Origin of the sequence: Amycolatopsis sp. AA4 (assembly GCF_002796545.1) — a bacterium.
Lineage (GTDB): Bacteria > Actinomycetota > Actinomycetes > Mycobacteriales > Pseudonocardiaceae > Amycolatopsis.
In genome coordinates this window covers 4,250,818-4,276,610 of the sequence record NZ_CP024894.1, presented here as the reverse complement: position 1 = coordinate 4,276,610, position 25,793 = coordinate 4,250,818, and the positions used below count along the sequence as shown (strand labels likewise).

The following is a 25,793-nucleotide window of genomic DNA, read 5'->3' as shown; positions in this document are numbered from 1 at the left end:
TCGTGCAGGACAGTCCGGCGAACCCGGGCCGTCTCGCTCCCGGAGACCTTCGCACTTTGGAGTTCACCGGAACGGCGGTCGTCAGCACGGAATCCGGACTGCGCGTGTCGATGACCGAACGCAACCGCATCCCGAAAGCGGTGCTGAAAGTGGAAATCGAAACCGTCCGGCTCGCCCCGAACGCCGGGCTGCGCGACGCCGGATTGCGGGACCCCGCTCGGCACGTCGACGCTGGTGACCTGCCGCGGCCGTCGGAGATCTGGACCGCCCACCTCAAGCTGAACCAGACCGCGGGCACCGCCGCGGACCGGGGTGGACGAGCGGCTGCTGCGCGCCGGACTGGACGAGGACTACCGGGAGAATCTGTGACCCCTCGGTGATCACCGGCCCGGCGAAGACTACTCAAATGACCGATGCCCGCCCGGGCGGTCTGCCCGTAGCGTGGGCCGGGCCCAGTCGTCGACGTTGCGAGGTCCGGATGGCTCAAGAACGCATGACAACCGACACCGACACGGCCGCCAGCGGGCTGCTGCTGAGCGTGGAACCGCTGACCGCCGCCGTGGACCGCGGCAAGGCCAACGGCGCCGTGGCCGACAACGACGGCAACGACTAGCCGTTGTCCCGCTCCATGACTGAGATTCCCGGACTGGCCGGCCTCGTGGCACCGCTCGAGGCCGGCCAGTTCTTCGCGGACGTCCTCGGCAAGGCCCCGCGCCGCTTCCCCGGGGAGAAGGGGCGGTTCGCGTCCCTGCTGCCGTGGCCGGAACTGGACCGGGTGCTGCGCCAGCACCGCCTGGAGTTCCCCCGGCTGCGGCTCGCGCTCGACGGCGACGTCGTCCCCGCCCACACCTACACGGAAATGGTGTCGACCCGGCGCAACGGCCTGGTCCCGCGCGTGCTGCCGGCCCCGTTCGCCGAACACCTGCGCGCCGGCGCGACCCTCGTGCTCGACTCGGTCAACGAACTGGTCGGCGAGGTCGGGGAACTGGCGACCAAGCTCGAACACGACCTGCGCGAGCGGATCCAGGTCAACCTGTACGCGGGCTGGGGCACCACGCACGGCTTCGACGTCCACTGGGACGACCACGACGCGTTCGTCATCCAGCTCTCCGGCCGGAAGCGGTGGCGGCTGCACGGCGTCACCCGGCCCTCGCCGCTGCAGCGGGACGTCGAACTCCCGGAACGTCCGGAAGGCGAACCGCGCGACGACTTCCTGCTGGAGGACGGCGACGTTCTTTATCTGCCGCGCGGGCACTGGCACGACGTGTCCGCTGTCGGCGAGGAGTCGCTGCACCTGACGATCGGCTTCAACGCCGCGACCGGCGTGGACCTCGTAGCGTGGCTGGCCGACCAGCTGCGGTCCGACGAGTTGTTCCGCGCCGACCTGCCCCGGTTCGCCGGTCCGGAGGCGCGAGCCGAGCGGGCCGAAGCACTCCGCCGCCGGCTCGCCGAAGCGATTTCGGGCGATGTCGTCGACCGCTTCCTCGCCGACCGCGACGCCCAAGCCCCGGCCCAGACCCGCATCGGCCTGCCGTGGGCGGCGACAGCGGACCTGCTGCCGCCGGACGACGACTTCGAGGTCCGGTTGCTGGTCCCGCGCGCGGCATTGGTCGACGACGAGGGCACGGTGGCACTGGTCGGAGCGGGGAAGCGGCTGGTCTTCGCGGAGGCCGCGCGCCCGGTGCTCGCCGCGTTGCTGGGGTGCGCTGCGCAACCGTTCAAGGTACTGGTCGATGCGGCGCCCGGGGTGCCGCCGGAGACGGTGCGGGCGTTGCTGCGGGAGCTGGTGGTGCAGGGGTTGGTGGCTCGGGCTTGACCCGTGGAGGCTCGCAGCGGGGCCGGTCAAGTGGAGCGGTGGCTCAAGCCTGATCCGTGGGCGCGAACGGCTGCGGGAGCGGCCTGGCAGGTAGGGATGTTGCTGGGTTTGACCCGTGCCGTGGGGGCGAGCGGGTGCGGGAGAGCCGGTCGATCGAGGCCGTGTCCCGCGCTTGAGCAGCGGCGCTACCGTCCTCGATCCCCGGTGAACATTGCCCGATCGAGTGACGTCGCGCGACAGTGACGGTCGCCTCGAAAGAGGGTCGCGCGCCGTCAGCTATACTTAGGCATGCCTAAGCCCGACGTGCCGCACTCGGGCCCGGGGATCTGCTTCCCGGGCCGGAATGCCGCGCCCGGATGCGCGGCGCTCACTCGGGAGCTTGGGGGCGAGCCCGCTGGGACTGCCGCGCGCATGACGTCCTGGTTGCTGGTCGAGCAGCCGGGTTCGTGGGGCCCGGACGCGCTCGAAGACGTACTGGGCGCGGTGTTCGCCCCTGAACGTCTCGATGCCGCGCGCGCCTCGGGACTGCGTCCGCTGCTGATCCGGAAGCCGGGCCGGCACGTGCGGGCGCCTGGTGCTCCGCGTGCGGTTTACGTCGCCAGCGGACATCCCGGCGACCGCTGGATGGAGCGCCTCGACCTCGCTGACCTGGCCGACCTCGCTCATCTGGATCTGGAAGCGGTCGCCGCCGGACGTCGCGGGCACGGCGAACCGGTGTCCGGTCCGCTCTTTCTCGTGTGCACTCATGGCAGCAAGGACATGTGCTGCGCGGTTTTCGGCCGCCCGCTGGCGACGAGCCTGGCGCAGAACCATCCCGGCCGGGTGTGGGAAGTCAGCCACGTCGGCGGGGACCGCTGGGCGGGCAACCTCCTGACCGTCCCCAACGGCTACCTCCACGGCAGCCTCGCGGTCCCCGACGCGGAACTGGCGGCCAAGGAAGCACTCAGCGGCAACGTCCGGCTGGAGAACCTGCGCGGCCGTACCTCGGCGGAGAGCGCGTGGTCGCAGTTCGCCGAGATCGAGATCCGCGGACGCACCGGCCTGCGCGGCCTCGACGCGGTCCTCGCCGTGGCGGAGGAATCGCAGGGGGATTCCCGGACCGTGCTGGTCTCCGCGGGCGGGCGGCGGTACGAGGTCGTGGTCCGCCGGACGGTGACGACGGCCTCCGGGCACAACCGCTGCACCGCGCGACTGGTGCTGTCCGGGTTCGTGGCGGAGTCGGTGCGCGAGGTCTGACCTCGGCGGCTCACCGGCTGTCCCGGCGTGGTCCATCGCCAGGCACGGAGGTCCCTGGCATTTCGTGCTCCCCGGTTGGGCCGAGGCGTTAATCGCACTCACGACTCCCAAGGCGCGGTCGTCGAACTCGCGGAGCTCGCCGGAGTCGAGGCTCTCGCGATTCCGGTTGGCTGAGAAGAAAAATCTCCGGCGGTCCACTGTGGAGCAATAGTGACCATTGTGGACGGTCTAAGTCAGACGACCTCCCCGAAGCGCACGTGAGTGGTGTCCGAGGGGGGCCCGCGCACTCCGCCGCGCCCGAGCCGAACGGACACCGCCACGACGCCACGCCGCGCGGAAACCTGCCCGCTTCCCGTTGACCGGAGTCTCCGCGTCCAGCTATTCTCGAACTATGGAAGAAAACTTCCACAAAGCGAAATTAGCTGATCGAGATGTGAGGAGCCGAGGTACTCATGACCGGTCCCGCCGGGGAGCGGCACTCGCTGCCCTACACCGCCAACCTGTCGATCCTGTTCACCGAGCTCCCGCTGCTCGAGCGCGCGCAGGCCGCTCGGGCAGCGGGCTTCACCAAGGTGGAGTACTGGTGGCCGTTCGACAGCGCCGACCCGTCGGGCGCCGACGTCGACCGGTTCGCGCGGTCGATCGAGGAGGCGGGCGTCCAGCTGACCGGGCTGAACTTCTACGCCGGCGACATGGCCGCGGGCGAGCGCGGGCTCGTGTCGTGGGTCGGCCGCGAGGCGGAGTTCGCGACGAGCCTGACGGTCGCGCTCGGGCTCGCCGAACGGCTCGGCTGCCGCAGCTTCAACGCGCTGTACGGCAACCGGATCGACGGGGTCGCACCGTCCGAACAGGACGATCTGGCCCGCACGCACCTCGCGACCGCGGCGAAGGCGGCCGAGGGCATCGGCGCGCAGCTGGTGCTCGAACCGCTGTCCGGCACCCCGGCGTACCCGCTGAAGACCGCGGCCGACGCGGTCGCGGTGCTCGACGAGCTGGGCCTGGACAACGTCCGGCTGCTCGCGGACCTCTATCACCTGGCGGTCAACGGCGACGACCTCGACACCGTGATCGCCCGCTGCACCCCGCGCACCGGGCACGTGCAGATCGCCGACGCGCCGGGCCGGCACCAGCCGGGCACGGGGGAGCTCGATCTCGAAGGATATCTGGAAAAGCTGCAGGCGGCGGGCTACGCCGGACCGGTGGGCGTCGAGTACAAACCGGACGGTTCCACTGTGGACTCGCTGGCCTGGCTGCCGTACGAGCGAAGGGGAAACTGATGAGCAGGATCGGGTTCATCGGACTGGGCGTGATGGGCACGCCGATGGCCGCGCACCTGGCCGCCGCCGGACACGAGGTGAGCGGGTTCGACCTCAACGCCGACGCGCTGGCCAAACTGGAAGCGGCGGGCGGCCGCGCGGCGAAGGACGTCGCCGACGCGGTGTCCGGGGCCGAGGTCGTGATCACCATGCTGCCGAACCACCCGCAGGTCGAGCAGGTCGTGCTCGCCCCGGGCGGCGTCCTGGACACGATCGCGCCCGGCACGCTGCTGGCGGACATGAGCACCATCCGGCCGGAGACGTCGATCGAGGTCGCGAAAGCCGGTGCGGCCAAGGGGATCCGCGTGCTGGACGCGCCGGTGTCCGGCGGTCAGGCGGGAGCCGAGCAGGCCGCACTGTCCATTATGGTCGGTGGCGACGAGGCCGATTTCGCCGCGGCCAAGCCGGTTTTCGACACGCTCGGCAAGACCGTCGTGCACGTCGGGCCGCACGGTGCGGGACAGGTCGTCAAGGCGGCCAACCAGCTGGTGGTCGGCGGGATCTACGGGCTGGTCGCCGAGGCGATCGTGCTGCTCGAAGCGTCCGGAGTGGACGCGGGCACCGGCCTCGACGTGCTGGCCGGCGGGCTCGCCGGCAGCCGGATCCTGGAACTGAAGCGGAAGTCGATGGTCGCGCGGCAGTTCGAACCGGGCTTCCGGATCGACCTGCACCACAAGGACATGGGCATCGCGCTCGCCGCGGCCCGGCAGTCCGACGTGGCGCTTCCGCTGACCGGCCTGGTCGCGCAGCTGGTCGCGGCCGGGCGGGCGATGGGCTACGGCTCGCTGGACCATTCCGCGCTGCTGAAGGTCGTCGAAGAACTGTCCGGCCGCTCGTCCGAGGAGGTTTGACCATGGCCCGGGTCCCCGCTATGCAGGCAGTCGTCGACGTGCTGGTCGACGAAGGCATCGACGTCGCCTTCGGCTGTCCAGGAGCGGCGATCCTGCCGCTGTACGACGCGATGCAAGGCCGCGGCATCGACCATCTGGTGGTCCGCCACGAAGAGGGCGCGACGCACATGGCCGACGGCTGGGCGCGCACCACCGGCAACGTCGGCGTCGCGATCGGCACGTCCGGTCCGGCCGGCACCAACATGATCACCGGCCTCTACACCGCGCACGCGGATTCCGTCCCGATCCTGTGCATCACCGGGCAGGCCGCGACGACGAAACTGCACCAGGAAGCGTTCCAGGCGGTCGACATCGTGGAGATCGCGCGGCCGGTCACGAAGTGGGCGGTCCAGGTGAAGGAGGCCGCGCAGCTGCCGTGGATCTTCCGCGAGGCGTTCCGGATCGCCCGGTCCGGACGGCCCGGCCCGGTCCTCATCGACCTCCCGATCGACGTGCAGAAGCAGATGATCGAATGGGATTCGTCGATCGATTCGGCGCTGCCGGTCAGCACGGTCAAACCGTCGCCGGCGCGGGTCGAACGGGCGCTGGACATGCTGCTCGCCGCCGAACGTCCGCTGATCCTGGCGGGCGGCGGCGTCGTGCTCGGCGAGGCGAGCGACCCGTTGCGGCGGCTCGCGGAACGGCTCGGCGTGCCGGTCGGTGTCACGCTGATGGGCAAGGGCAGTTTCCCCGAGGACCACGAGCTGTTCGCGGGCATGGCGGGCATCCAGACGTCGCAGCGCTGGGCCAACGCCGCGTTCCTGGAGTCCGACCTGGTCCTGGCGCTGGGCGCGCGGTTCGGCGACCGGCACACCGGCGAGCTGTCGGTGTACCGCGGCGACCGGAAGTTCATCCACGTCGACATCGAGCCCACCCAGCTGGGCAAGGTGTTCGGGCCGGACCTGGGCGTCGTCTCGCACACGCGGGAGTTCCTGGAAGCGCTGCTGGCGGCGCTCGACGCGCGGACCCCTCCGGCGCGGGACCGCGCGTGGGTCAAGCGACTCGGCGACCTCAAGGCGGAGCTGCCGCGCAAGGAGGACTTCGACTGCACGCCGATCAAGGCGCCGCGGGTGTTCAAGGAACTCAACGAGTTCTACGGGCCGGAGACGTATTTCGTGACGGCGATCGGGCTGTACCAGATCTGGTCCGGCCAGTTCCAGCGCGCGCACCTGCCGCGGCACTACCAGGTGTGCGGCCAGGCCGGCCCGCTCGGCTGGGAGATCCCGGCCGCGATCGGCGTCAAGAAGGCCCGTCCGGACGCGGAGGTCGTCGGCGTGGTCGGCGACTACTCGTTCCAGTTCCTCGTCGAGGAGCTGGCGGTCGCCGCGCAGTACGACGTCGGGTTCGTGCTCGTCATGCTCAACAACGAGTACCTGGGCCTGATCCGCCAGTCCGAGCTGCCGTACGAGATGAACTACCAGGTCGACATCCACTACGACGACCACGGCACGGACAACGTGAAGATCATGGAGGCCTACGGCTGCTCGGGCACCCGCGTCGAGGACCCGGGCGAGATCCGGTCGTCGCTCGAATGGGCGCGGAAGGAAGCCGAACGCACCCGGCGGCCGGTGCTGGTCGAGATCATGATCGAACGCGAGGGCAACGCCGCGATGGGCGCCGCACTGGACGCGGTGCGCGAGTTCGAAGCGGCCGACTGACCGGGGCCGGGCCGGGGCGTCGAGTGCTCCGGCCCGGTTTCCGGTGCTAGTGCGCGGGAATCAGGTCTGCCAGGGCAGCGAGGGCCTCGGCGTCGCGGGTGCCCGGCGTCGCGTGGAAGACCACCAGCTGCAGGGTTGCCGGGCCGGGGATGTCGAGTTTGTCGCTGTGCAGGTCCAGGTTTCCGGCCGCGGGGTGCCGGAAGCGGACGAGGTGGCCGGTGCGCGGTTTGACGTCGTGCTGGGCCCAAAGGTCGCGGAACTCGGCGCTGCTGGCGGTGAGGTCGGCGATGAGTTCGGCCGCCGCCGGGTCGGCGATGCTCGGGCCGAGCGCGGCGCGCAGCCCGGCTACGCCGTCGGTCGCCATGGTGCTCCAGTCTCGGCGGAGTTCGCGTTCGGCCGGGTCGAGGAAGATCGCGCGGAGCAGGTTCCGGCCGACCGCGTAGTTCGGCGAAACCGCTGTGGCGACAGGGTTTGCGGCGAGGACGTTGGTGAGCCGGTCCTGGACGTAGGCCGGGTTCGTCGGCCAGGTGGCGATCAGTTCGACGATGCTCGCGGGCACGCGTGGCTCGGCTTGGCTGGGTTGGGTCGGGGCCGCGAGCTGGTGCAGGTGCTGGCGGGAAGGCTCGTCCAAGCTGAGCGCTCGGGCCAGGGCGTCGAGGACCTGTGCCGACGGGTTCTGGTCGCGGCCCTGTTCCAGCCGGATGTAGTAGTCGCTGCTGATTCCGGCCAGGAGCGCGAGTTCCTCGCGGCGCAGTCCGCGCACGCGGCGCCGTCCGTTGTCCGGCAGCCCGACGTCGGCCGGGGAGATCCGCTCTCGCCGGGCGCGGAGGAAGTCGCCGAGGAGGTTGTCCACCGGATCAGTGTATTTGATTCAGCTAGCGCTGTATTGTTTTGGCTGTGCTGAAGTCTGAGACTCGCGAACTGGCGCTCGCCCGGCTCGGCCGCGCGCTGGCGGACCCGACGCGCTGCCGGATTCTCGTGGCGCTGCTGGACGGGGTCGCGTACCCCGCGCAGTTGGCGGCGGAACTGGAACTGAGCAGGTCGAACGTCTCGAACCATCTCGCGTGCCTGCGGGGGTGCGGGTTGGTGGTCGCGACCTACGAAGGGCGGCAGGTCCGGTACGCGATCGCTGATCCGCATCTCGCGCATGCGCTGGCGGAGTTGACGCAGGTGGTGCTGGCTGTCGCGTCGACGGAGGCGTGTATCGACGATGCACGGGCGGCGCGATGAATGAGCCGGGTTGCTCTTCGGCCGGTTGCGGTGCACGTCCCGGGGTGGATGTCGCGCGGCGGGCGGTCTTGCGGCGGCGAGTGCGGTGGCTGGTCGCCGGGACGATCACGTACAACGTGGTCGAGGCGATCGTCGCGGTTTCGGCGGGGACGGTCGCGTCCTCGTCGGCGCTGATCGCGTTCGGGCTGGACTCGGTGGCCGAAGTGCTGTCGGCGGTCGCGGTGGCGTGGCAGTTCGCCGGCGCGGATCCGGAACGCCGGGAGCGGGCGGCGCTGCGGGTGATCGCCGTGTCGTTCTTCCTGCTGGCGGCCTACGTCGCGGTCGATTCGGTGCGGTCGCTGTTCGGCAATGAGGCTTCGCATTCGACGGTGGGGATCGTGCTCGCCGCGGTGTCCTTGGTCGTGATGCCGGTGCTTTCGGGCGCGCAACGCCGGGCCGGGCGGGAACTCGGCTCGGCGAGCGCGGTCGCCGACTCGAAGCAGACGCTTCTCTGCACTTACCTTTCCGGGGTGCTGTTGGTCGGGTTGCTGGTGAACGCACTGTTCGGCTGGTACTGGGCGGATCCGGTCGCCGCGCTGGTGATCGCGGCGGCCGCGGTCCGCGAGGGGCTCGAGGCCTGGCGGGGCGAGCACTGCTGCTGATCGCGGGCCAGACGTTGCTGGACGGCGCGCAAGGTTATGGCCAGCGCGATGAATACGCCGATCAGCAGCAGTGCGGGGGCTAGGTCGCTCACCTTGGCGGGCCTTTCTCCGATGGTGGTCTCTGGTCGGAGCATGCCCTGGTGCGGGCCGGGTTTCTGTCCGCGCTCACGCTTCCTTGACTGCACTCCAGCCGATGTTGATGCCGCTCCTGCTCCGGACTATGCGGACACGTGTCCGGTAAGCTATACGGACACGTGTCCGAATGAGGTGCAGGGGTGGGAATGTCAGTTCTGGCAAGCAAAGTCGTCGCGATCACCGGGGCGAGCAGCGGAATCGGCGAGGCGACCGCCCGGCTGCTCGCCGCCCGTGGCGCCGCGGTGGTCCTTGGCGCGCGCCGTGAGGATCGGCTCGCTGCGGTGGCGAAGGAAATCCGCGCCGAAGGCGGCCGCGCGATCGCGTGCGGGACCGACGTGACCCGGCGCGAGGACCTGGACCGCCTCGTGCAACGGGCGCTCGACGAATTCGGCCAACTCGACGTGCTGGTCGGCAATGCCGGGATCGCCAAGCTGGGGCCGGTGGCGGACGCGGATGTCGAGGGTTGGTCGGCCATGATCGAGGTCAATGTGCGCGGTGTGCTGCACGGGATCGCGGCCGCGCTTCCGGTGTTCCGGCGGCAGGGGCGGGGGCACTTGGTGACGACGCTGTCGACGGCCGGGTTGAAGATCGTGCCCGGACAGGCGGTCTACGCCGGGACGAAGAACGCGGTGCGGACGATCCTGGAAGCGCTGAGGCAGGAGTCGACGGACGGGGTGCTCCGGACGACGACAGTGTCGCCCGGGTTCGTCCGGACGGAACTGACGGATTCGATCGACGATCCGGGGGAGAGGGAGCGGATTCGTCGGCGGGTGGAGGAAATGGCACTGGATCCGAAGGCGGTGGCGCGGGCGATCGCGTTTGCGGTGGAGCAGCCGGAGGAGGTGGAGATCGGGGAGATCACTGTGCGGCCTGCTGTTCAGAATTGACCGGGACGGGCGCGTTTCGACGGTGCTTCGGAGGTTCGCGGCGGGTTCGGTCGCGGTGGTGGTCGTGTTCGGGGTTGGGCAGCCGGAGGGCGTGGAGCTTGGGACGCCGCGATCCGGTCTGCTGTGCAGAATTGACTGGGGCAGCTGTGTTTCGGTGGTGGGTCGGGGAGTCGCGCCGGGTTCGGCCGGAGTGGTGATTGGGTTTGCGGTTGAGCAGCCGCCGGAGGTGGAGATCGGGGGCATCGCGCTCCGGGACCGCTGCTCTGAACCGAGAGCGGATCCGGAGGCGGGTCAGGGAGTTCGCGCTGGATCCGGGGGTGGTCGCGCGTGCAGTCGCGTTCGTGCAGTCGAAGGATGTGCAGATCGGGGACGCCACGGTCCGGTCTGTGGTGCGGAAGTGACCGGGCGTGGCGCGTTCCGGTTGCTGGGTCGGGGGATTGTCCTTGGTCCGGCCGCGGTGGTGGTCGTGTCCGCGGTGGAGCTTCCGGAGGGCGGGGAGGTCGCGGACGTCATGGTCTGGACTGTTGTGCGGAATGGATCAGGGGTACGGGGGCTGTGTCGTGTGGCCGGGAGGGCTGGTGGCCATGTCTCGGCGGGGTCCGGAGCTTCGTTGGGACGGCCCGGTTCGTGCTGCGGCGGTGGGGGTCAGAGGCAGGGCGGCTGGTAGCCGTCGATGAGGAGTTCGCGGAAGTCGAGGCTGTTGGGGGTCTTGCCGACGAACACCAGGCCTCGGGCCTCGGTCAGTGCGGACGCGAACGAGTACTGCGGCTGGCCCAGTTCGGGAAGCCAGGTCCAGGCGTCGGGGTCGAAGGGGAAGAACGTGCGGACCAGCTGGCCGCCGGTCGAGGGGATGCGGGTGAGCCACTTGTCGCCGCCGCTCCAGTGGGAGGCGGGGCGCAGCTGGATGTAGAAGTCGTCGTCGGCGCTGTAGGTCAGCCAGAATCCGGAGGAGTGGCTGAGGTCGGCCTGTGCGTCGAACTGGTTGCCCAGCCAGACTACGGCTACGTGCCATTCGTTGTTCTGGAAGACGATCTTGGCCGCGTAGCCGTCACCCTCCGGGACGAGGAGGCTTCCGGTGGCCGGGACGGTCGTTCCTTCGCCGCTGGCCAGCCATTTCTGCAGCCGGTTGATCGACGGGGCGCTGCATTCGTCCTGCACGCTGACCCCGGCGCGCCCGGCGGGTGCGCCCTGCGCGGCCGGCGCGGAGAGCGGAGCCAGCAGCAGTACGGAAATCGAGGCGAGGACTGTGATTCCGGCCTTGGTCCGGCGAGATGCGGGCATGATTCGGAAGCTACCAGTGGGATTCCTTTCCGGTCAGGGCCGATCGTCGGGTTGGGGCTCCTTGATTGCGCCGAACGCCTGGTGGCGGACGGATTCACGGTGTTCGTGTACACCAACGACGACCCGGTGCTGAGTGGTATGGACCTTTATCTGAAAGGACCAGACCACTTCGGCGGGTAAGCGGCATGGGAGAGGCTTGCCCAGGTTGTGGCTTCTGCCCCGCAGCTCGAAGGTGCCGTGCGGTCGGCGGAGATCACCGCCGACGGGACGGCGAGCACCCGGTGGGGCTGACCTGGACGGTCCGAAGTGGACGGTCAAGGGTCGCCTCACGCGGGTGACTCCGCGTCGTCGCGCAGCGGCATCGCCGTCTGCGCCTGTCGCGGACGTGGGCGCTAGCCGCCGCTGCCGGAGTCGAGCACGGCCACCGACGGCGAGGTCCGCGCAGGGACCGGCCATCAGGCGACTGCGAGACCGGTTGAGAGGTGTGGGGTTCGAAGCTGGGCGAACCCCACACCCGGCTGCCACTCGGGGTGCGGATGTCGTCCGAGGCGCGTGGGGTTTCCGGTGTCAGCCTTCGGTCATGGCAGGGTGCCCTTCACATAGCGACGTTGAGCAGAATGGCGGCTTCTCTCCTGTCGATCCCGGTAGACGTTGGTGCTGCACCTTCTGTGTCCTCGCTCGGCGCGCGCAGAGTTGCCCTGGGCGACTGCGGTGCCGAGGGTATTACCGTTCGGTCTGCGGCCTGGGGCCCTTCGAGTCTCCTGGGAACGGCGACTTGTCCGACCCGCCAAGTCCGGCAGATCTCGGCGCCGGTGCCCGGGGCGTCCCGGGTGCCGGTGGTGTCAGAATGGCGGCTCCTCGCTCGTGCCGACTCCGGCGGACACGGGGGCGGTGCCCCAGGCATCGCCGCCCAGGCCGCTCGTTTCGCTGTTGTTTCGGTTGACCTTGGTGATTCTGGCGGTCGCGTAGCGGAGCGAAGGGCCGATTTCGTCTACTTGTAGTTCGACGACGGTGCGTTTCTCGCCTTCCTTCGTCTCGAATGAGCGCTGCACCAGGCGTCCGGTGACTAGAACCCTTGCGCCCCTAGTCAGGCTTTCCGCGACATTTTCTGCTGCTTGCCGCCAGATGCTGCACCTGAGGAACAGGGGCTCGCCGTCTTTCCATTCGCCGGATTCGCGGTCGAGGGTGCGAGGAGTGGAAGCGACGGTGAAATTCGCGACCGCCGCTCCGGACGGGGTGAAGCGCAGTTCCGGGTCTGAGGTCAGGTTTCCTACTACGGTGATGACGGTTTCTCCGGCCATGAGGGGGCTCCCTGGTCTTGTGCCGCCGAAGTCCATGGCGGCGAATCTTCCGCTCGAATCGGATCGAGCGGCTGGCTTGTAGTGACGGTTTACGCGTTATGGGTGTTGAGTCCTGTTGTCGTGTCGCTTGAGTCTCTGCCGTGGTCTGAGCGAGACGGTGCGGCAGGTCGAGGAGGTCGGGGTTTCGGCGGGAATGTGCACGGGCCGGATGGGAGCGAGGGTTGCGGTCCGGCCAGCGGCGGTGCGGGCGGTTGGTTCGGTCATGTCAGGCTCCTCGGTTCGGGGCGGGCGTCGCTCGGGAACAAGGAGACCATCCGGGTACGACAGTTTCCGGGGGTTCGCGGTCACTCCAACGGGTGGAAGTGCCGGAGAGAGCCGGAGGCGGTTCCCACCGTTCGGCTGTTGTTCCGGGGAGGGGGCGGCGGGCAGCATGAGCGGCATGGCCGGTGGGAAGTGGGGACGGGCGGCAGCGGTGGTCGCGGTCGTGGGGATTTCGGTGGTGGGGCAGGGGATCGCGCCTGCGGAGGTCGGGGCTGAGCCCGGTGCGGCGGGGGAACCCGGAATGGCGGGAAACAGGCCCGGAGCGGCGGGGAGCGAACCCAAGGCGACGGTGCGGTCCGAGGCCGGAGGCACGCCGGGAGATTGCTGTGGCGGGCCGTCATCTTGGACAACCGGGGACAAATCCGCCCTCGGGACGGCGGCGGGGACCGCGAGCCCGGTGTGGTTCACCGTCGCGCGAGGGGTCGTGTCGGAGGTGTTCTATCCGCGCGCGGACGTGGCCAACATTCAGGACATGCAGTACGTGATCACCGACGGGAAGTCCTTTGTGGACCTTGAGCGCGACGCGACGGACCATGTCGTTTCGATGCCGGACGAGAAGGCGCTCGAATACACCGTCACGAATACCGCCAAGAGCGGGCGTTATCGCCTCACGACGACGTACGTTACCGACGCAGGAAGGCCGACTCTCCTTACGCGCACGCGGTTTCAGTCGCTCGACGGTGGACAGTATCAGGTGTACCTGTTGGCGAATCCGTCGATGGCCGGTGGCGCGGCGAACGACACCGCGGCATGGGACGGGACTGGGCTGACGGCCAGCGGCACGGAGGAGTTGTTCGGGGCCAAAACCACTGTGGCGTCGGCATTGCGGGCCTCCGCCGGGTTCGTCGCGCACGACAACGGATATTCCGGCGCCGCCAGCGATTGCCTGGTAGACTTGCGGGCACATCGCACTCTGACGAATCAATTCGATTCCACCAATCTTGGCAATGTAGTCCAATGTGGACAGCTCCCCGTCGGGCAGGACACGACGTTCTCGGTCGCGCTCGGGTACGGGGGCGACGTCCAAGCAGCGGCGGCAGCGGCGGACGGGTCGCTGGCGAGCGGGTTCGACAATCTGGAACAGGCGTATCGACGCGGTTGGGAGGGGTATGTCGGCAGCCTGAAGGCGGCCCCGAACAGTGTGGCGGGCGACGAGCGGCAGCGCAGGGCGTATTACGTCGCGCTGATGGCGTTGCACGCGGCGGAGGACAAAACGCACCGCGGCGCGAGTGTCGCGGGGCTGGCCACCCCGTGGGGCGACGTCGTGAACGGCGACGTGCTCAACGACGGGTACCACCGCGTGTGGGGCCGGGATCTGTACCAGCAGGCGACCGGGCTCCTGGCGGCGGGCGACGCGGCACAGGCGAAGCGGATGGCGCGGTTCCTGTGGTCCTCGCAGTGGATTTCCGCGCCCACCCAGGGCGACGGAACGACGTATCCGGCGGGGGCCTTTCCCCGGTACAGCCCGGTGAGCGGGGTCCAGGGGGCCACGCCGCAGCAGCTCGGCTGTTGCGAGCAGCTCGACCAGGATTCCGACGCGATCATCCTCGCCTGGATGACGGGGCTCACCGACGCGGCGACGTACGCGCGGGTCAAAGTGACGGCGGAGCACATCCGCACGAGCGGGCCCGCGACGACGGAGCGGTGGGAGGAGCAGTACGGGCGGTCGCCGTCGTCGATCGCGGCGGAGGTGGCGGGGCTGGTCACGGCGGGAGCGATCGCGCGGGCGAACGGCGACCCGGCGGCGGCGCAGCAGTGGGAGTCTACTGCGGACACGTGGCGCGCGCAGCTCGACAGCTGGACGCGGACGAGCACCGGCTATTGGGGCGGCCACACCTACTTCGAGCGGATCGACAAGGGAACCGACCCGAACGACACCGGGCAGATCTGCTTCGACGAGGGCTGCTTCTACGAGCACGACGTCGTCGACTTCGGGTTCCTCGACCTCGTCCGGCTCGGGGTTCGCGGACCTGCGGACGCCGAGGTCGCCGAGTCGGTGGCCCCGACGGCGGCGGCCCGTGACGGCAACGCGCCGATGCAGGTGACGGCTCCGAACGGCGACATCTACTTCCACCGCTACCCGCACGACAACTACGGCGAGAGCACCACGGCCTGCACCGGCTGGCCGGCGAACGGGCCGCAGCGGTTCGGGCGGCTCTGGCCCGTGCTGTCGGGCGAGCGCGGCGAGTACGAGCTGGCCAACGGGCGTTCGGCGGCGGTGTACCTGAAGTCGATGGCGGACGCGGCGAACGACGGCTACTTCATTCCCGAGCAGGTGTGGGATCGCGCCGACGTCGCGTGCTTCGGGCTGGGCCGTCCGACCGGGAGCGCGGCGCCGTTGATGTGGGCGGAAGGCCAGTACCTCCGGCTCGCGCAGAACATGGACGCGGGGAAGAACCTGGAGACTCCGGAGGTGGTCCGCCAGCGCTACGGCGGCTGACCCGGCCGTTCGCGACGACGGCGGCGACCAGGGCCAAACCGAGGCCCACGCCGGTCAGCACGGTGAACGGCTCGCCAAACAGCACCGTGCCCCAGACCGACGTGACCGGCGCGATCAGGAACATCAGGCTGTTCACCGCGGTCATGCCGATCCGGCCGACGAGCAGCCAATACAACCCGTACCCGCCGAAGGTCGCCAGCACGATCAGCCAGGTCATGGCGAACCAGAAATGCCCGGACGCCGGCGGCACCGCGCTGCCGGTCGCCAGCGCGAGCGCGATGAACACGACCGCTGACGTGGCGCAGTGGATGGCCAGCGCGCGCATCGGGGGAGCGGGGACGCGGGACCGGCGTTCGAGCACGGTGGAGGCGACCAGCCCGAGCATGCCGGCGAACGGAATCAGATATGCCCAGGCCGGGGCGTGCGAAGCGGCGTCCGACCAGCTGACCAGGACGACGCCGACGAGCCCGAGCGCGAGCCCGGCCCATTGCCGTCCGGTCGCCGCGACGCCGAGCAGCGGACCGGCGACCGCGGCGGCGACCAGCGGCTGCACGCCGTCGATGAGCGCGGTCGTGCCGGTGCTGACGCCTTCGCCGATGGCCCAGTAAACGGTGAGCAGATAGCCCGACTGGGACAGCAAACCGATCAGCACGTGCCTGCCGTACTCGCGGAGCGGTGTGCCGCGCGGGCGCAGAAAAGGCGCCAGCAGCAGCGCCAGCGGCACGAACCGCCACATCAGCACGGTCGGCACGGACGCGTCCGCCGCGCCGAGCTTCGCGCCGATGAACCCGGACGACCAGCAGGCCACGAAGAGAACCGCGGCTCCGACTATACCGATCTGTTTACCCATGGCACCGGACTATACAGATCGGTATATGCTGGGGCCATGGCGATCGACTGGACCCCGAAGGCGCAAGCGGTGCTGGCAGCCGCGTCCGAGCTGTTCTACGAGCGCGGGATCCACGCGGTCGGCGTCGACGTCATCGCCGCGAAGGCGGGCGTCACGAAAAAGACGCTCTACGACCGGTTCGGCTCGAAGGATCGGCTGGTCGTGGAGTACCTCTCGGCCCAGGACGCGCGCTGGCGGGAGTTTCTGGGCGAATGGCTGGAGAAGGCCGGTCCGGAACCGCGGGACCGGCTGAAGGCGGCGTTCGACGCGTCCGAGGCGTGGGCGAAGAAGTACGGCGGCAAGGGCTGCAGCATGATCAACGCGCACGCGGAGATCAGCGATCCGGCGCATCCGGCGTACGCGGTAGTGACCGAGAGCAAACGGTGGATGCTCGGCGTCTTCGTCGAATTGGCCGAATCGGCGGGCGTTCCGGAGCCGCGCAAGGTGGCCGAGCAGATCATGCTGCTGCACGAGGGCGCGGTCGTGATGGCGGGAATGCGGGTCGCGGAGAACGTTTTCGCGCGCGCGGCGGAAACGGCGGTGGTGCTGCTGGACTGAGCCGTCAGCGCGTCGAGCGGATCTTCTCGTAATGCCGTGCGGCGCGCGCTCGGTTGCCGCAGGCGACGGAGCACCATTCGCGGCGGGGATGCGTCTTCATGAAGTAGAGCACGCAGCCCGGCGCGTAACAGGCCTGCAGTTTCGTCGCTTCCGGTCCGCCGAGAAGCGCGATCGATTCCCTTGCCACGCGGGCTAATCCCGTGACCACCGGCGAGGCGCCGCGCGAGGAAGTCTCCCGCAGTTTCCCGTCCGCGAAGGTCAGCTGGGGGACTGGCAGGTGGGTCACGAGGTCGTTCAGGTCGCTGAGGGCGGTGTCGACGTCCACCGTGGGGGACTGCCGGTCGTCGGCGGTGACCTGCGCGGCGAGGCGGCGGACGGCGTCGCGCAGCCGCCGCGCCAGTGCGAGTTCGGCGGCGGACGACTGCCGGGACCCCCGCTCGACGCCGACGTCGTCGAGCCACGCGTCGAGGTCTTCGCGGGTGCGGAGGTCGTCGTGGAGCCCGCTCGTGTCGGCCCACACGGTCGCCATCAGGCGGACCGGCACGACCTCGTCCGGCAGCATCCCCATGACCGAGACCGTATCACGGATGGAACGGGTTGCATCCGTGAGAAACGGCTGCTAGAACTTCTCACGGAACCTCACGGTGGAACCCGTGAGAAAGGGAGGGTGTCATGAGCCCGACGGTCCAGCAGGCTTTCCACGCTGGCGAGTTGGCTGTCCAACGCGAGGCGGGAGTCGAACAGGCGGCCGCACGCCTGTCCAAAATGGCCGAGCCGGCCGGGATTTCCCCGGGAATGGCGGGCTTTCTCGCCGAACGGACGCTTCTTGTCCTGACCGGACGCGACGCCGGCGGGCGGCTGTGGACGTCGCCGGTCACCGGTCCGCCCGGGTTCCTGGAAGCCGAGTCGGCGACCACGCTCGCCATCCGCCGGGCGATCCCGGAGGGCGATCCGCTGCACGGGCTCCCCAGCGGGCAGCTCGTCGGCATGACCAGCATCGAGTTCGCGACCCGCCGCCGGGTCCGGATCAACGGTTACCTCGCCGCGGTCGCCGAAGACCACCTGGTTGTCGAAATCCAACAGGCGTACGGCAATTGCCCGCAGTACATCCAGCAGCGCGTGCTGTCCGAAGAAGCCGAGCCCGCTACACCGGGGCACGAGCGCGCGGAGCTGAGCCTCGGGGACACCGAGCTGATCCGCGGAGCCGACACGTTCTTCCTCGGCACCATCAACCCGGACCACGGCGCGGACGCGTCCCATCGCGGCGGCGCGCCCGGCTTCGTCCGCGTCGACGGAAATGCCTTGTGGTGGCCCGATTATCCCGGCAACAACCTGTTCAACAGCCTCGGCAACATCGCCGCGAATCCGGAAGCCGCGCTGCTCTTCTTCGACTTCGAAACCGGTCGCCTCCTGCAGGTATCGGGCACCGCCGCGATCGAATGGGGCGAAGCGGGCCGTTCCGGCGACGACGGATACACCGGCCGGATCGTCCGGCTCGAAGTGCGGCGCGTCGTTTCCGGCCGGGCGGTGGCGCGACAGGTCGCGCACCGGCCGTATCCGCGCAATCCCCAGCTCGTCAACTGAAAGGACCGTTGTGATGACCGAATCGCGGCCCCCGTTCCCTCCGTTCGACCTGTCTGCCGCGCTGCAGAAGGTTCAGGCGGCCGAGGACGCCTGGAATACCCGGGACCCGGAGAAGGTCTCGCTCGCGTACACGCCGGATTCCGTATGGCGCAACCGCGACACCCATGTGGTCGGCCGGGCGGCGATCGTCGAGTTCCTCGCCGCGAAGTGGGAGCGCGAGCAGGATTACGCGCTGCGCAAGGGACTGTGGGGGTTCCGCGAGAACCGCATCGCGGTCCGGTTCCAGTACGAGAGCCGCGACGCGGACGGGCAATGGTGGCGCAGCTACGGCAACGAGCTGTGGGAGTTCGCCGAGAACGGGCTGATGAGCCGGCGCGAGGCGTCGATCAACGACCGGCGGATCGAGGAGGCCGAGCGGCGGATCTTCGGGCCGCGGCCGGAATCGCAGCGCGGGGTCGATTTCCCGGTCTGGTGAAAGAAAAGAGCCCGGCCGCCCTTCCGGTGGTCTCGGAAGGACGGCCGGGCCGGTGCCGCGTTCGCGGGGATGGGGGAACGCGGCCTTCCGCTCAGACGCCGGTGCGCGCCTGCCGTTTGCGGGACACCAGCCGCCAGCCGACGGCGAGCACCACGACGATCGCCGGGATCGAGTAGAACGCGATCTTCTCGGCCCCGTCGGAGAATCCCATGAGCACCACGACCAGCAGCAGGAATCCGAGCGTGGCCCAGCCGGTGTAGGGCGCGCCGGGCATGCGGTAGCTCGGCCGCTCCAGTTCGCCGCGCAACGCCGCCTGGCGCATGCGCATCTGGGAGAACACCAGGGTCGCCCACGTCGCGACCACGCCGAGCGAGGCGATGGCGGTGGCGATGTCGAACGCCTTCGAGGGCACGATGTAGTTCAGCACCACGCCGAGCACGTAGGCCACGGACGTGAAGAGAATCCCGCCGTAGGGCACGTGCCGCGAGTTCATCTTGCCGACGAACTTCGGCGCCTCGCCCTCGTCGGCGAGCGCGCGCAGGATGCGGCCGGTGGAGTACAGGCCCGAGTTGCACGAGGAGAGCGCGGCGGTGAGGACGACGGCGTTCATCACGTCGCCGATGCCGCCGATGCCCAGGCGCGAGAACACCGTGACGAACGGGCTTTCGCCGCCGTTGTAGAACGGCCACGGCAGCAGCATCGCCAGCAGCAGCACCGAACCGACGTAGAAGACGCCGATCCGCCACACGACTCCGTTGATCGCCTTGGGCAGCACCTTGCGCGCGTCCTTGGTCTCGCCGGCCGCGATGCCGACGACCTCGATCGCGGAGTAGGCGAACACGACCGCCTGCAGCGTCATCAGCGCGATGCCGACGCCGGCCGGGAAGAACCCGCCGTGCCCGGTCAGGTTGTGCACGCCGGCGGTGCTGCCGCCGATGTTCGCGCCGGTGAACACGAGCCCGAGCGCGGTCACCAGGAACACGATGATCGCCAGCACCTTGACGACGGAGAACCAGAACTCCAGTTCCCCGAACAGCTTCACGCTCAGCAGGTTGACCGCCATGAGCACGCCGAGCGCGACGAGCGCGGTGATCCACTGCGGCACGTCCGGCAGCCACTTGTGCACGTAGATGGCGACCGCGGTGATCTCCGCGATCCCGGTCATCGCCCAGTTCAGCCAGTACATCCAGCCGGACACGAACCCGGCCCACGGCCCGATGAACTCCCGGGCGTAGGTGACGAAACTGCCGGAACTGGGCCGGTGCATCACGAGTTCGCCGAGCGCCCGCATCACGAAGTAGGCCGCGATGCCGCACAGCGCGTAGGAAAGGACCAGCGCCGGCCCCGCTTCGTGGAGCCGCCCGCCCGCGCCGAGGAAGAGCCCGACCCCGATCGCCCCGCCGATCGCGATCATCTGCACCTGGCGGTTGCCCAGTGCTTTCGTGTAGTTGTCGCCCTCTTTGGCGACCACTGTGGATTCCATGGTTGCGTGACGCTAGCGGTACCGGGCCGCGTGACGCAGCACACCTAGGCTGGACTTAAGGTGTGCCGCAGATCACCGCGGAGGAACCGGGCAAACCCGGCAGGACCCGTTTGACTTCCGGAAATCGCGCTGGAGCTGCGGGGACGTCCACGATGGACGGTCCGCGCGGAGACTTTCGGGCAGCCGCCGGGGGTATCCCGGGTATGGCGGACGCGGAACGTTCGCCAGGGCGGAGGCGGGCGGGCCGTTCCACAGTGGACGACGGAACCGGTGTCCGGTGCGCAGCGGGCTGAAGACTCTCCCGGTGCTCGAACCTGAAACCCGTTCGGCAACGTGGTCGCCGTCGGCGCCGCTTCACGGCGGGGAAACTCCGGAACACTAAACTCCGCGCGATGCCGCCTCCAGATTCCGACGCCGTCGCACGCGGACGACCCGGCGATCGTTGGCCCGTCATCGGCCTCGGGCTCCTTTCCGCACTGACCGCGGTGCTGTTCGCCGTGGCGCCGGTGAACACTGAGACAACGACCTACCGCTGGGACGGCGCACAGGACACCGCGCTGCCGTCGTATCCGTACCGCCCGGCCAGAATGGACGCGACCGTCCGATGCGCCGACCCGAACGGGCTGCTGCTGGCGACCACTCCGCCGGGCGGCAAACAAGGCGCCGAGCCTCTCGGCGGCGGGCTGGAGATCCGGGCGGTCGACGGCACGGTCAGAGCCGAACTCGGCGGCGCCGAACTGCTCCGCCGGCCGTCCGGCGGCGACTGCCGGCTGACCGTGCACTCGGACGGCCAAGGCACTGCCGTCGGCACGGCCAGGACTGCGAGCAGGCCGGCCGTGACCGGCCTGTACACCGAGCGCCCGGGCACGGCGGCCGCGCGGGTCGAACCCGACACCCGATGGGTCAGTTCGCCGAGCGTGCTGAAGATCGCGCTCGGCGTGGTCTCGTCGCTGGCGCTGCTCGGCATGATCGTGCTGCTGGTCCGGCGCGACCGGCGCGCCGCGCGACGGGTCCGGCTGTTCCCCCGCCGGGCGTGGGCGCCGCGGCCGGCGGACGTCGTCGTGACCGGGGTGCTCGGAGCCTGGTCCGTCATCGGTGCGCTCACCGTGGACGACGGATACATCTCGACGATGCTGCGCGCTCGGGAAACGAGCGGGTTCACCGGCAATTACTTCCGCTGGTTCAACGCGCCGGAAGCGCCGTGGGGCTGGTACTACGAGCTGTACGCGCTGCTCGGCCGCGTCTCGCCGGCCATGGTGTGGATGCGGCTGCCCTCGGTGCTGCTGGGGCTGGCGTCCTGGTTCCTGATCGATCGGCTGGTGCTGCCGCGCCTGGTCGACCGGCCGGGCCGGGGAACCCGCTGGGCGGCCGCGGCGCTGTTCCTGGCGTGGTACCTGGCCTTCGACGTCGGGCTGCGGCCGGAGCCGTGGATCGTCTTCGGCTCGCTGGCGGTGTTCGCGCTGGTCGAGCGTGCCGTGGCGACCGGTGCGGCGACTCCGGTCGCGGTCGGGCTCGTGGTCGCCGGCGCCACCGCGACGACAAACCCGCTCGGAGTCGCGGCGTTCCTACCCTTCCTCGCCGGAGTGCGCCCCCTCGTCCGGCTGGTGCGCAGGCGTGCCGACCTCCGGGTGCTGGGCGCGATCGCGGTCGTCGCCGGAGCCGCGGGCAGCGCAGTGCTGACGGCGTTCTACGACCAGCCGCTGACCGCCGTCCTGCAGTCGACCGCCGTCCGTCAGCAGATCGGCCCGGATCTCCCGTGGCAGAGCGAACTCACCCGCTACACGACCCTGCTCGACCCGTCGGTGGTCGAGGGTGCGCTGAACCGCCGGGTGCCGGTGCTGCTGATGTTCCTGGCGATGGCGCTGACGGCGGTGCTGCTGATCCGGCGCCGTGCTCCGGGACTGGCGGCCGGGCCTGCCCGCCGGATGGTCGTCGTCAGCGTCCTGTGTCTCGTCGTGCTCGCGTTCACGCCGACCAAGTGGACGCACCACTTCGGTGCGCTGGCCGGAGTCGGCACGCTGGTGACCGCGATGCTGGTGCACACCGTCGCGCGCGGAGCGCTGTCCTCGGCGTGGGCACGGGCGGCGGCGCTGGGCTTGGCCGCGGCGACGACGTGGCTGGCCTGGTCCGCGCCGGACCGCTGGTGGATGCAGTCCGGCTACGACGTCCGCTGGAGCGATTCCGTTCCCTCGGTGAAGGGCGTGCGGCTGGCGGATCTGGTCCTTTGGGCCGGGTTGGCCGTCGCGCTGGCCGGCGTGCTCGCCGGGTCGTGGCTGAGCGCGAAGCGGCGGCCGGAGGCGGGGCGCGCGCCGCGCTGGCTGCCAAGGTCCGGCTGGGCGATCGCCGCGGTGGCCGCCGCGACGGTGGCGGTCGAGCTGGCCGGTCAGGCGCAAGCAGTGAAACTGCGGTGGGACACCTACTCCGTCGGCGGGGCGAACCTGGCTTCGCTCGGGCTCGCGCCGCGGGCCGGCAGCGCCGGAAGCTCCTGCGGCGTCGAGGACTGGCTGGACGTCGAGCCGGACATCGGCGCCGGGGTGCTCCGGCCGTCCGGCCCGGCCGCGGCGGACGGGTTCGCGATGAACGCCGCGTTCCCGCCGGGCTCGGCGCCGCGGACCCCGTACGGCACTGATCCGGCGCACCCGGCGTGGAGTTCCTACCGGTCGCCGTCCGGGACCGGCACGCTCGTCACCGGGTGGTACGACCTGCCCGCCGGCGTCGCGGCGAAGGATTCGCCTCCGGTCGTGATTTCCTTTGCCGGGCGAGGGAAAGTGCAGGTGTCGGCGGAGTTCGCGAAAGCGGACGGGACCGTGCTCGCGGCGGTGAAGGCCAACGGGGACGGCAGCGGGAAGTGGAGCGACGCGCGGTTCGATCCCCGCTGGCAGGCGCCGGGGGCGCGACGGGTCCGGGTCGTCGCGCGGGACGCGGACCCCGGTCCGTCCGGCTGGGTCGCGGTCACCGCGCCCCGGATTCCGCGACTGGCGCCGCTGACGAAGGAGATCCCCCCGAGCGAGCCGGTCACGTTGGACTGGACCAATGCGTTCGTCGTGCCGTGCCGGACTCCGGCGTCGCTGGCGGACGGCGTCGTGCAGCCGGTCCGCTACCGGTTCGCCCCCGGTCCGGACGCGCAGTCGCTGGCCAGCGTTGCCTACTCCGCGGACGCGGGCGGGCCGTACGTGCCGTTGTTCGCCGACGCGAAGGTCACCGAAGTCCCGACGTACCTGCGCGGCGACAAACTGCGCGAGCCGGTCGCGGTGTACCGGTTCGACTACCCGGTCGCGATGCGGGGACTGACCGTCGAACACGGCACCCGGCCGACGTCCGGGCTGGCGAAACAGACGGCCGTGCTCGACGGGGCCCGAGGCGGCGGGTAGGCAAGACCTGAAGCGCGCGCCGGATCATCGGGGAAGCACCGGGTGAGTCAAGCGGGACCCGGGCGGCTTCCGGAAATCGGCCCGCGGCGGTCACCGGAACGGGCGACGCTGCGGCCGGGCGGCTATTCCACAGTGGACCGAGGTGCTTACGTGGACGCGCCGGGAGCGGCCCGGCACGGGCGCGCGAGGAGGAGCCGATGACGGCCACGGCGGAGGGCATCCGGGAGGAACCGGCGCCGGCGGCGCTGTCCCGGCGCAGGATCCACGCGGTGTTCGGCGCGGTGCTGCTCGGCATGCTGCTCGCCGCGCTCGACCAGACGATCGTCGGGACCGCGCTGCCCACCATCGTCGGCGACCTCGGCGGAGCCGGGCACCTGTCCTGGGTGGTCACCGCGTACCTGCTGGCCGAGACGATCATGACGGTCGTCGTCGGCAAGCTCGGCGACCTGTTCGGCCGCAAGCTGATGTTCCAGCTGTCGGTGCTCGTGTTCGGCGCCGGCTCGTTCTTCTGCGGCTTCGCCGACAGCATGACCTGGCTGATCATCTGGCGCGCGGTGCAGGGCCTCGGCGGCGGCGGGCTGATGGTCACCTCGACCGCGCTGATCGCCGACGTCGTCCCGCTGCGCGAACGCGGCAAGTACCAGGGCGCGCTCGGTTCCGTTTTCGGCGTCGTCACCGTGGCCGGGCCGATGCTGGGCGGGCTGTTCGTCGACCACCTGTCCTGGCGCTGGGCGTTCTATGTCAACATCCCGCTCGCCGTGGTGGTGCTCGCGGTCGCCGCGTCGGCGATGCCGAGCGTGCGCGCGGCGGTCAAACCGGTGATCGACTACCTCGGCATCCTGCTGATCGGCCTCGCCGCGACCGGGCTGACGCTCGTCACGAGCTGGGGCGGCACCACGTACGCGTGGGGTTCGCCGGTCATCCTCGGCATGGCCGCGGGCTCGGTGGTGCTGCTGGGCGCGTTCGTCGCGGTCGAACTGCGCGCGCCGGAGCCGATGCTGCCGATGCGGCTGTTCCGGAACCCGGTCTTCACCGTCGCCGGGATCATGAGTTTCGTCGTCGGCTTCGCGATGCTCGGCGCGCTGTCCTATCTGCCCACCTACATGCAGTACGTCCAGGGCGTTTCGGCGACGACGTCCGGCGTGCGGCTGCTGCCGATGGTGCTCGCGCTGCTGGTCGCCTCGATCCTGTCCGGCACGCTGGTCAGCCGCACCGGGAAGTACAAGATCTACCCCCTCGCCGGCTCCGCGGTGATGACGGTCGGGCTGTATCTGCTGTCGCGGCTCGGCGCGCACACCGGGTTCTGGGAATCCGCGCTCTACATGGCGGTGCTCGGCCTCGGGATCGGGCTCGGCATGCAGGTGCTGACCATCGCGGTGCAGAACACCGTGGACTACAAGGACCTCGGCGTCGCGACGTCCGGCGTGACCTTCCTGCGTTCGATCGGCAGTTCGTTCGGCGCGGCCATTTTCGGCACGGTCTATGCGAATCAGCTCGGCCCGAATCTGGCGAAGGCGCTCGCCGAACATCCGCTGCCGCCGGGCGTCGACCCGAAGGCCGTCCAGGTTCCGCAGGCCCTGCACCATTTGCCCGCGACGGTTTCGGAACCGGTGATCGGCGCGTACGCGGATTCGCTGCACGTCGTGTTCCTCTATGCCGCGCCGGTCGGGCTGGTCGCCTTCGTGCTCGCGTTCTTCCTCAAGGAAATGCCGTTGCGCGACACCGCCCGCGCCGCCGCGCCGGACCTCGGCGACGGATTCGCGATGCCCGAAGCGCACGAGCACGACCGGGAGCTCGAACGAGCCATCGCGACGCTGCTGTTCCGGGAACGCCGCAAGGCCGCGCCCGCGATCGTCGCGCGCGCCGGTTCGGAACTGGACGTCGGCGGCCTGTGGTGCGTTCTGCAGGTCCGGCTCCGGCAGCGCGCCGGGCGGGCCGCGACCCTCGAAGCGATCGGGGAGGACCACGGCGTCCCGGCGCAGGTGCTCGAACCTGCGTTCGCGCGGCTGGAACTGACCGGGCACCTGGCCTACGCGCGCGACAGCTGGTCGCTCACCGAAGCCGGGACGCGCGAATGGGACAAGCTCGTCCGCGCGTGGCACGACTGGATCGCCGAACGCCTCGGCGACTGGGGCGGCGGGGACCGGTCCGAACTGGACGCCGCGATCACGCGCGTGGCGACCCGGATCCTCGACCAGGGCGCGGACCGCGCCGGCGGACGGCACGCGCTCGCGTGAAACCGGGGGAAATACCGGCGCGCGGCGGGCAACCGTTGCGAAAC

At 70.1% G+C, this 25,793-nt stretch carries 20 protein-coding genes and 2 pseudogenes; 16 read left to right on the top strand and 6 right to left on the bottom strand.

Features of this window, described 5'->3' with window-relative positions:
- Positions 1-2 precede the first annotated feature (2 nt).
- The 6 genes from CU254_RS19885 to gcl all read left to right on the top strand — a co-directional run bounded on the left by CU254_RS19885 (position 3) and on the right by gcl (position 6,916).
- Positions 3-380 (top strand): hypothetical protein, encoded by a 378-nt coding sequence (locus CU254_RS19885; protein WP_009078766.1) that lies wholly within the window; start codon positions 3-5, stop codon positions 378-380.
- A 248-nt stretch (positions 381-628) separates the two neighbouring features.
- Complete coding sequence (locus CU254_RS19880; RefSeq protein WP_037714237.1) at positions 629-1,816, top strand: cupin domain-containing protein; 1,188 nt, start codon at positions 629-631, stop codon at positions 1,814-1,816.
- 288 nt (positions 1,817-2,104) lie between these two features.
- A complete protein-coding gene (locus CU254_RS19875) occupies positions 2,105-3,052 on the top strand; it encodes a sucrase ferredoxin (protein ID WP_050788228.1) in 948 nt (315 codons plus the stop codon).
- Between the two features lie 452 nt (positions 3,053-3,504).
- Complete coding sequence (locus CU254_RS19870) at positions 3,505-4,329, top strand: hydroxypyruvate isomerase family protein (protein ID WP_009078762.1); 825 nt, start codon at positions 3,505-3,507, stop codon at positions 4,327-4,329.
- On the top strand, positions 4,329-5,219 hold the full coding sequence (locus tag CU254_RS19865; RefSeq protein ID WP_009078760.1) for a 2-hydroxy-3-oxopropionate reductase: 891 nt from the start codon (positions 4,329-4,331) through the stop codon (positions 5,217-5,219). Before CU254_RS19870 ends, CU254_RS19865 begins: the two co-directional genes overlap by 1 nt.
- Before the next feature lie 2 nt (positions 5,220-5,221).
- Complete coding sequence (gene gcl / locus CU254_RS19860) at positions 5,222-6,916, top strand: glyoxylate carboligase (protein ID WP_009078759.1); 1,695 nt, start codon at positions 5,222-5,224, stop codon at positions 6,914-6,916.
- A 46-nt stretch (positions 6,917-6,962) separates the two neighbouring features.
- Here gcl and CU254_RS19855 read toward each other — a convergent pair whose 3' ends face one another.
- The gene (locus CU254_RS19855; protein ID WP_009078757.1) at positions 6,963-7,769 is read right to left on the bottom strand and encodes a helix-turn-helix transcriptional regulator; all 807 of its coding nucleotides are present in this window, start codon (positions 7,767-7,769) and stop codon (positions 6,963-6,965) included.
- A 44-nt stretch (positions 7,770-7,813) separates the two neighbouring features.
- Here CU254_RS19855 and CU254_RS19850 point away from each other — a divergent pair, with 44 nt between their 5' ends.
- The 3 genes from CU254_RS19850 (at position 7,814) to CU254_RS19840 (ending at position 9,809) form a co-directional block, all read left to right on the top strand.
- Positions 7,814-8,146 (top strand): helix-turn-helix transcriptional regulator, encoded by a 333-nt coding sequence (locus CU254_RS19850; protein ID WP_037717541.1) that lies wholly within the window; start codon positions 7,814-7,816, stop codon positions 8,144-8,146.
- Entirely contained in the window at positions 8,143-8,787 is a 645-nt protein-coding gene (locus CU254_RS19845) for a cation transporter (protein ID WP_050788227.1), read from the top strand. The genes CU254_RS19850 and CU254_RS19845 overlap by 4 nt, the downstream gene beginning before the upstream one ends.
- Positions 8,788-9,068: 281 nt before the next feature.
- Positions 9,069-9,809, top strand: a complete 741-nt coding sequence (locus tag CU254_RS19840; RefSeq protein ID WP_009078753.1) for an SDR family oxidoreductase — start codon at positions 9,069-9,071, stop codon at positions 9,807-9,809.
- A gap of 645 nt (positions 9,810-10,454) precedes the next feature.
- Here the strand turns inward: CU254_RS19840 and CU254_RS19835 are convergent.
- Positions 10,455-11,090 (bottom strand): hypothetical protein, encoded by a 636-nt coding sequence (locus CU254_RS19835; RefSeq protein ID WP_009078751.1) that lies wholly within the window; start codon positions 11,088-11,090, stop codon positions 10,455-10,457.
- Positions 11,091-11,150: 60 nt separating this feature from the next.
- Here CU254_RS19835 and thiG point away from each other — a divergent pair.
- Positions 11,151-11,225, top strand: a pseudogene (gene thiG, locus CU254_RS44220) (thiazole synthase); the annotation flags it as partial.
- A 707-nt stretch (positions 11,226-11,932) separates the two neighbouring features.
- On the opposite strand, the gene CU254_RS19825 reads toward thiG, so the two are convergent.
- Complete coding sequence (locus CU254_RS19825) at positions 11,933-12,391, bottom strand: single-stranded DNA-binding protein (protein ID WP_009078750.1); 459 nt, start codon at positions 12,389-12,391, stop codon at positions 11,933-11,935.
- A 430-nt stretch (positions 12,392-12,821) separates the two neighbouring features.
- On the opposite strand from CU254_RS19825, the gene CU254_RS19820 reads away from it, so the two are divergent.
- A complete protein-coding gene (locus CU254_RS19820; protein WP_009078748.1) occupies positions 12,822-15,152 on the top strand; it encodes a glycoside hydrolase family 15 protein in 2,331 nt (776 codons plus the stop codon).
- Between the two features lie 22 nt (positions 15,153-15,174).
- Here the strand turns inward: CU254_RS19820 and CU254_RS19815 are convergent.
- Positions 15,175-16,002 (bottom strand): annotated as a pseudogene (locus tag CU254_RS19815) (DMT family transporter); the annotation flags it as partial.
- 36 nt (positions 16,003-16,038) lie between these two features.
- On the opposite strand from CU254_RS19815, the gene CU254_RS19810 reads away from it, so the two are divergent.
- The gene (locus CU254_RS19810) at positions 16,039-16,599 is read left to right on the top strand and encodes a TetR/AcrR family transcriptional regulator (protein WP_009078746.1); all 561 of its coding nucleotides are present in this window, start codon (positions 16,039-16,041) and stop codon (positions 16,597-16,599) included.
- A gap of 4 nt (positions 16,600-16,603) precedes the next feature.
- Here the strand turns inward: CU254_RS19810 and CU254_RS19805 are convergent, their stop codons facing one another.
- Positions 16,604-17,167, bottom strand: a complete 564-nt coding sequence (locus tag CU254_RS19805; protein WP_009078744.1) for an ABATE domain-containing protein — start codon at positions 17,165-17,167, stop codon at positions 16,604-16,606.
- A gap of 104 nt (positions 17,168-17,271) precedes the next feature.
- On the opposite strand from CU254_RS19805, the gene CU254_RS19800 reads away from it, so the two are divergent.
- Both CU254_RS19800 and CU254_RS19795 read left to right on the top strand, forming a co-directional pair.
- On the top strand, positions 17,272-18,183 hold the full coding sequence (locus CU254_RS19800; RefSeq protein WP_009078742.1) for a pyridoxamine 5'-phosphate oxidase family protein: 912 nt from the start codon (positions 17,272-17,274) through the stop codon (positions 18,181-18,183).
- A 13-nt stretch (positions 18,184-18,196) separates the two neighbouring features.
- Positions 18,197-18,658: a nuclear transport factor 2 family protein gene (locus CU254_RS19795; RefSeq protein ID WP_009078740.1), complete on the top strand. Its 462-nt coding sequence runs from the start codon at positions 18,197-18,199 to the stop codon at positions 18,656-18,658.
- Positions 18,659-18,749: 91 nt separating this feature from the next.
- On the opposite strand, the gene CU254_RS19790 is transcribed toward CU254_RS19795, so the two are convergent.
- A complete protein-coding gene (locus CU254_RS19790) occupies positions 18,750-20,141 on the bottom strand; it encodes an amino acid permease (protein ID WP_009078739.1) in 1,392 nt (463 codons plus the stop codon).
- Between the two features lie 392 nt (positions 20,142-20,533).
- Here CU254_RS19790 and CU254_RS19785 point away from each other — a divergent pair, with 392 nt between their 5' ends.
- Positions 20,534-23,512: an arabinosyltransferase domain-containing protein gene (locus CU254_RS19785; protein WP_009078737.1), complete on the top strand. Its 2,979-nt coding sequence runs from the start codon at positions 20,534-20,536 to the stop codon at positions 23,510-23,512.
- Positions 23,513-23,709: 197 nt separating this feature from the next.
- Positions 23,710-25,749: an MDR family MFS transporter gene (locus tag CU254_RS19780; protein WP_009078734.1), complete on the top strand. Its 2,040-nt coding sequence runs from the start codon at positions 23,710-23,712 to the stop codon at positions 25,747-25,749.
- Positions 25,750-25,793: the final 44 nt, after the last annotated feature.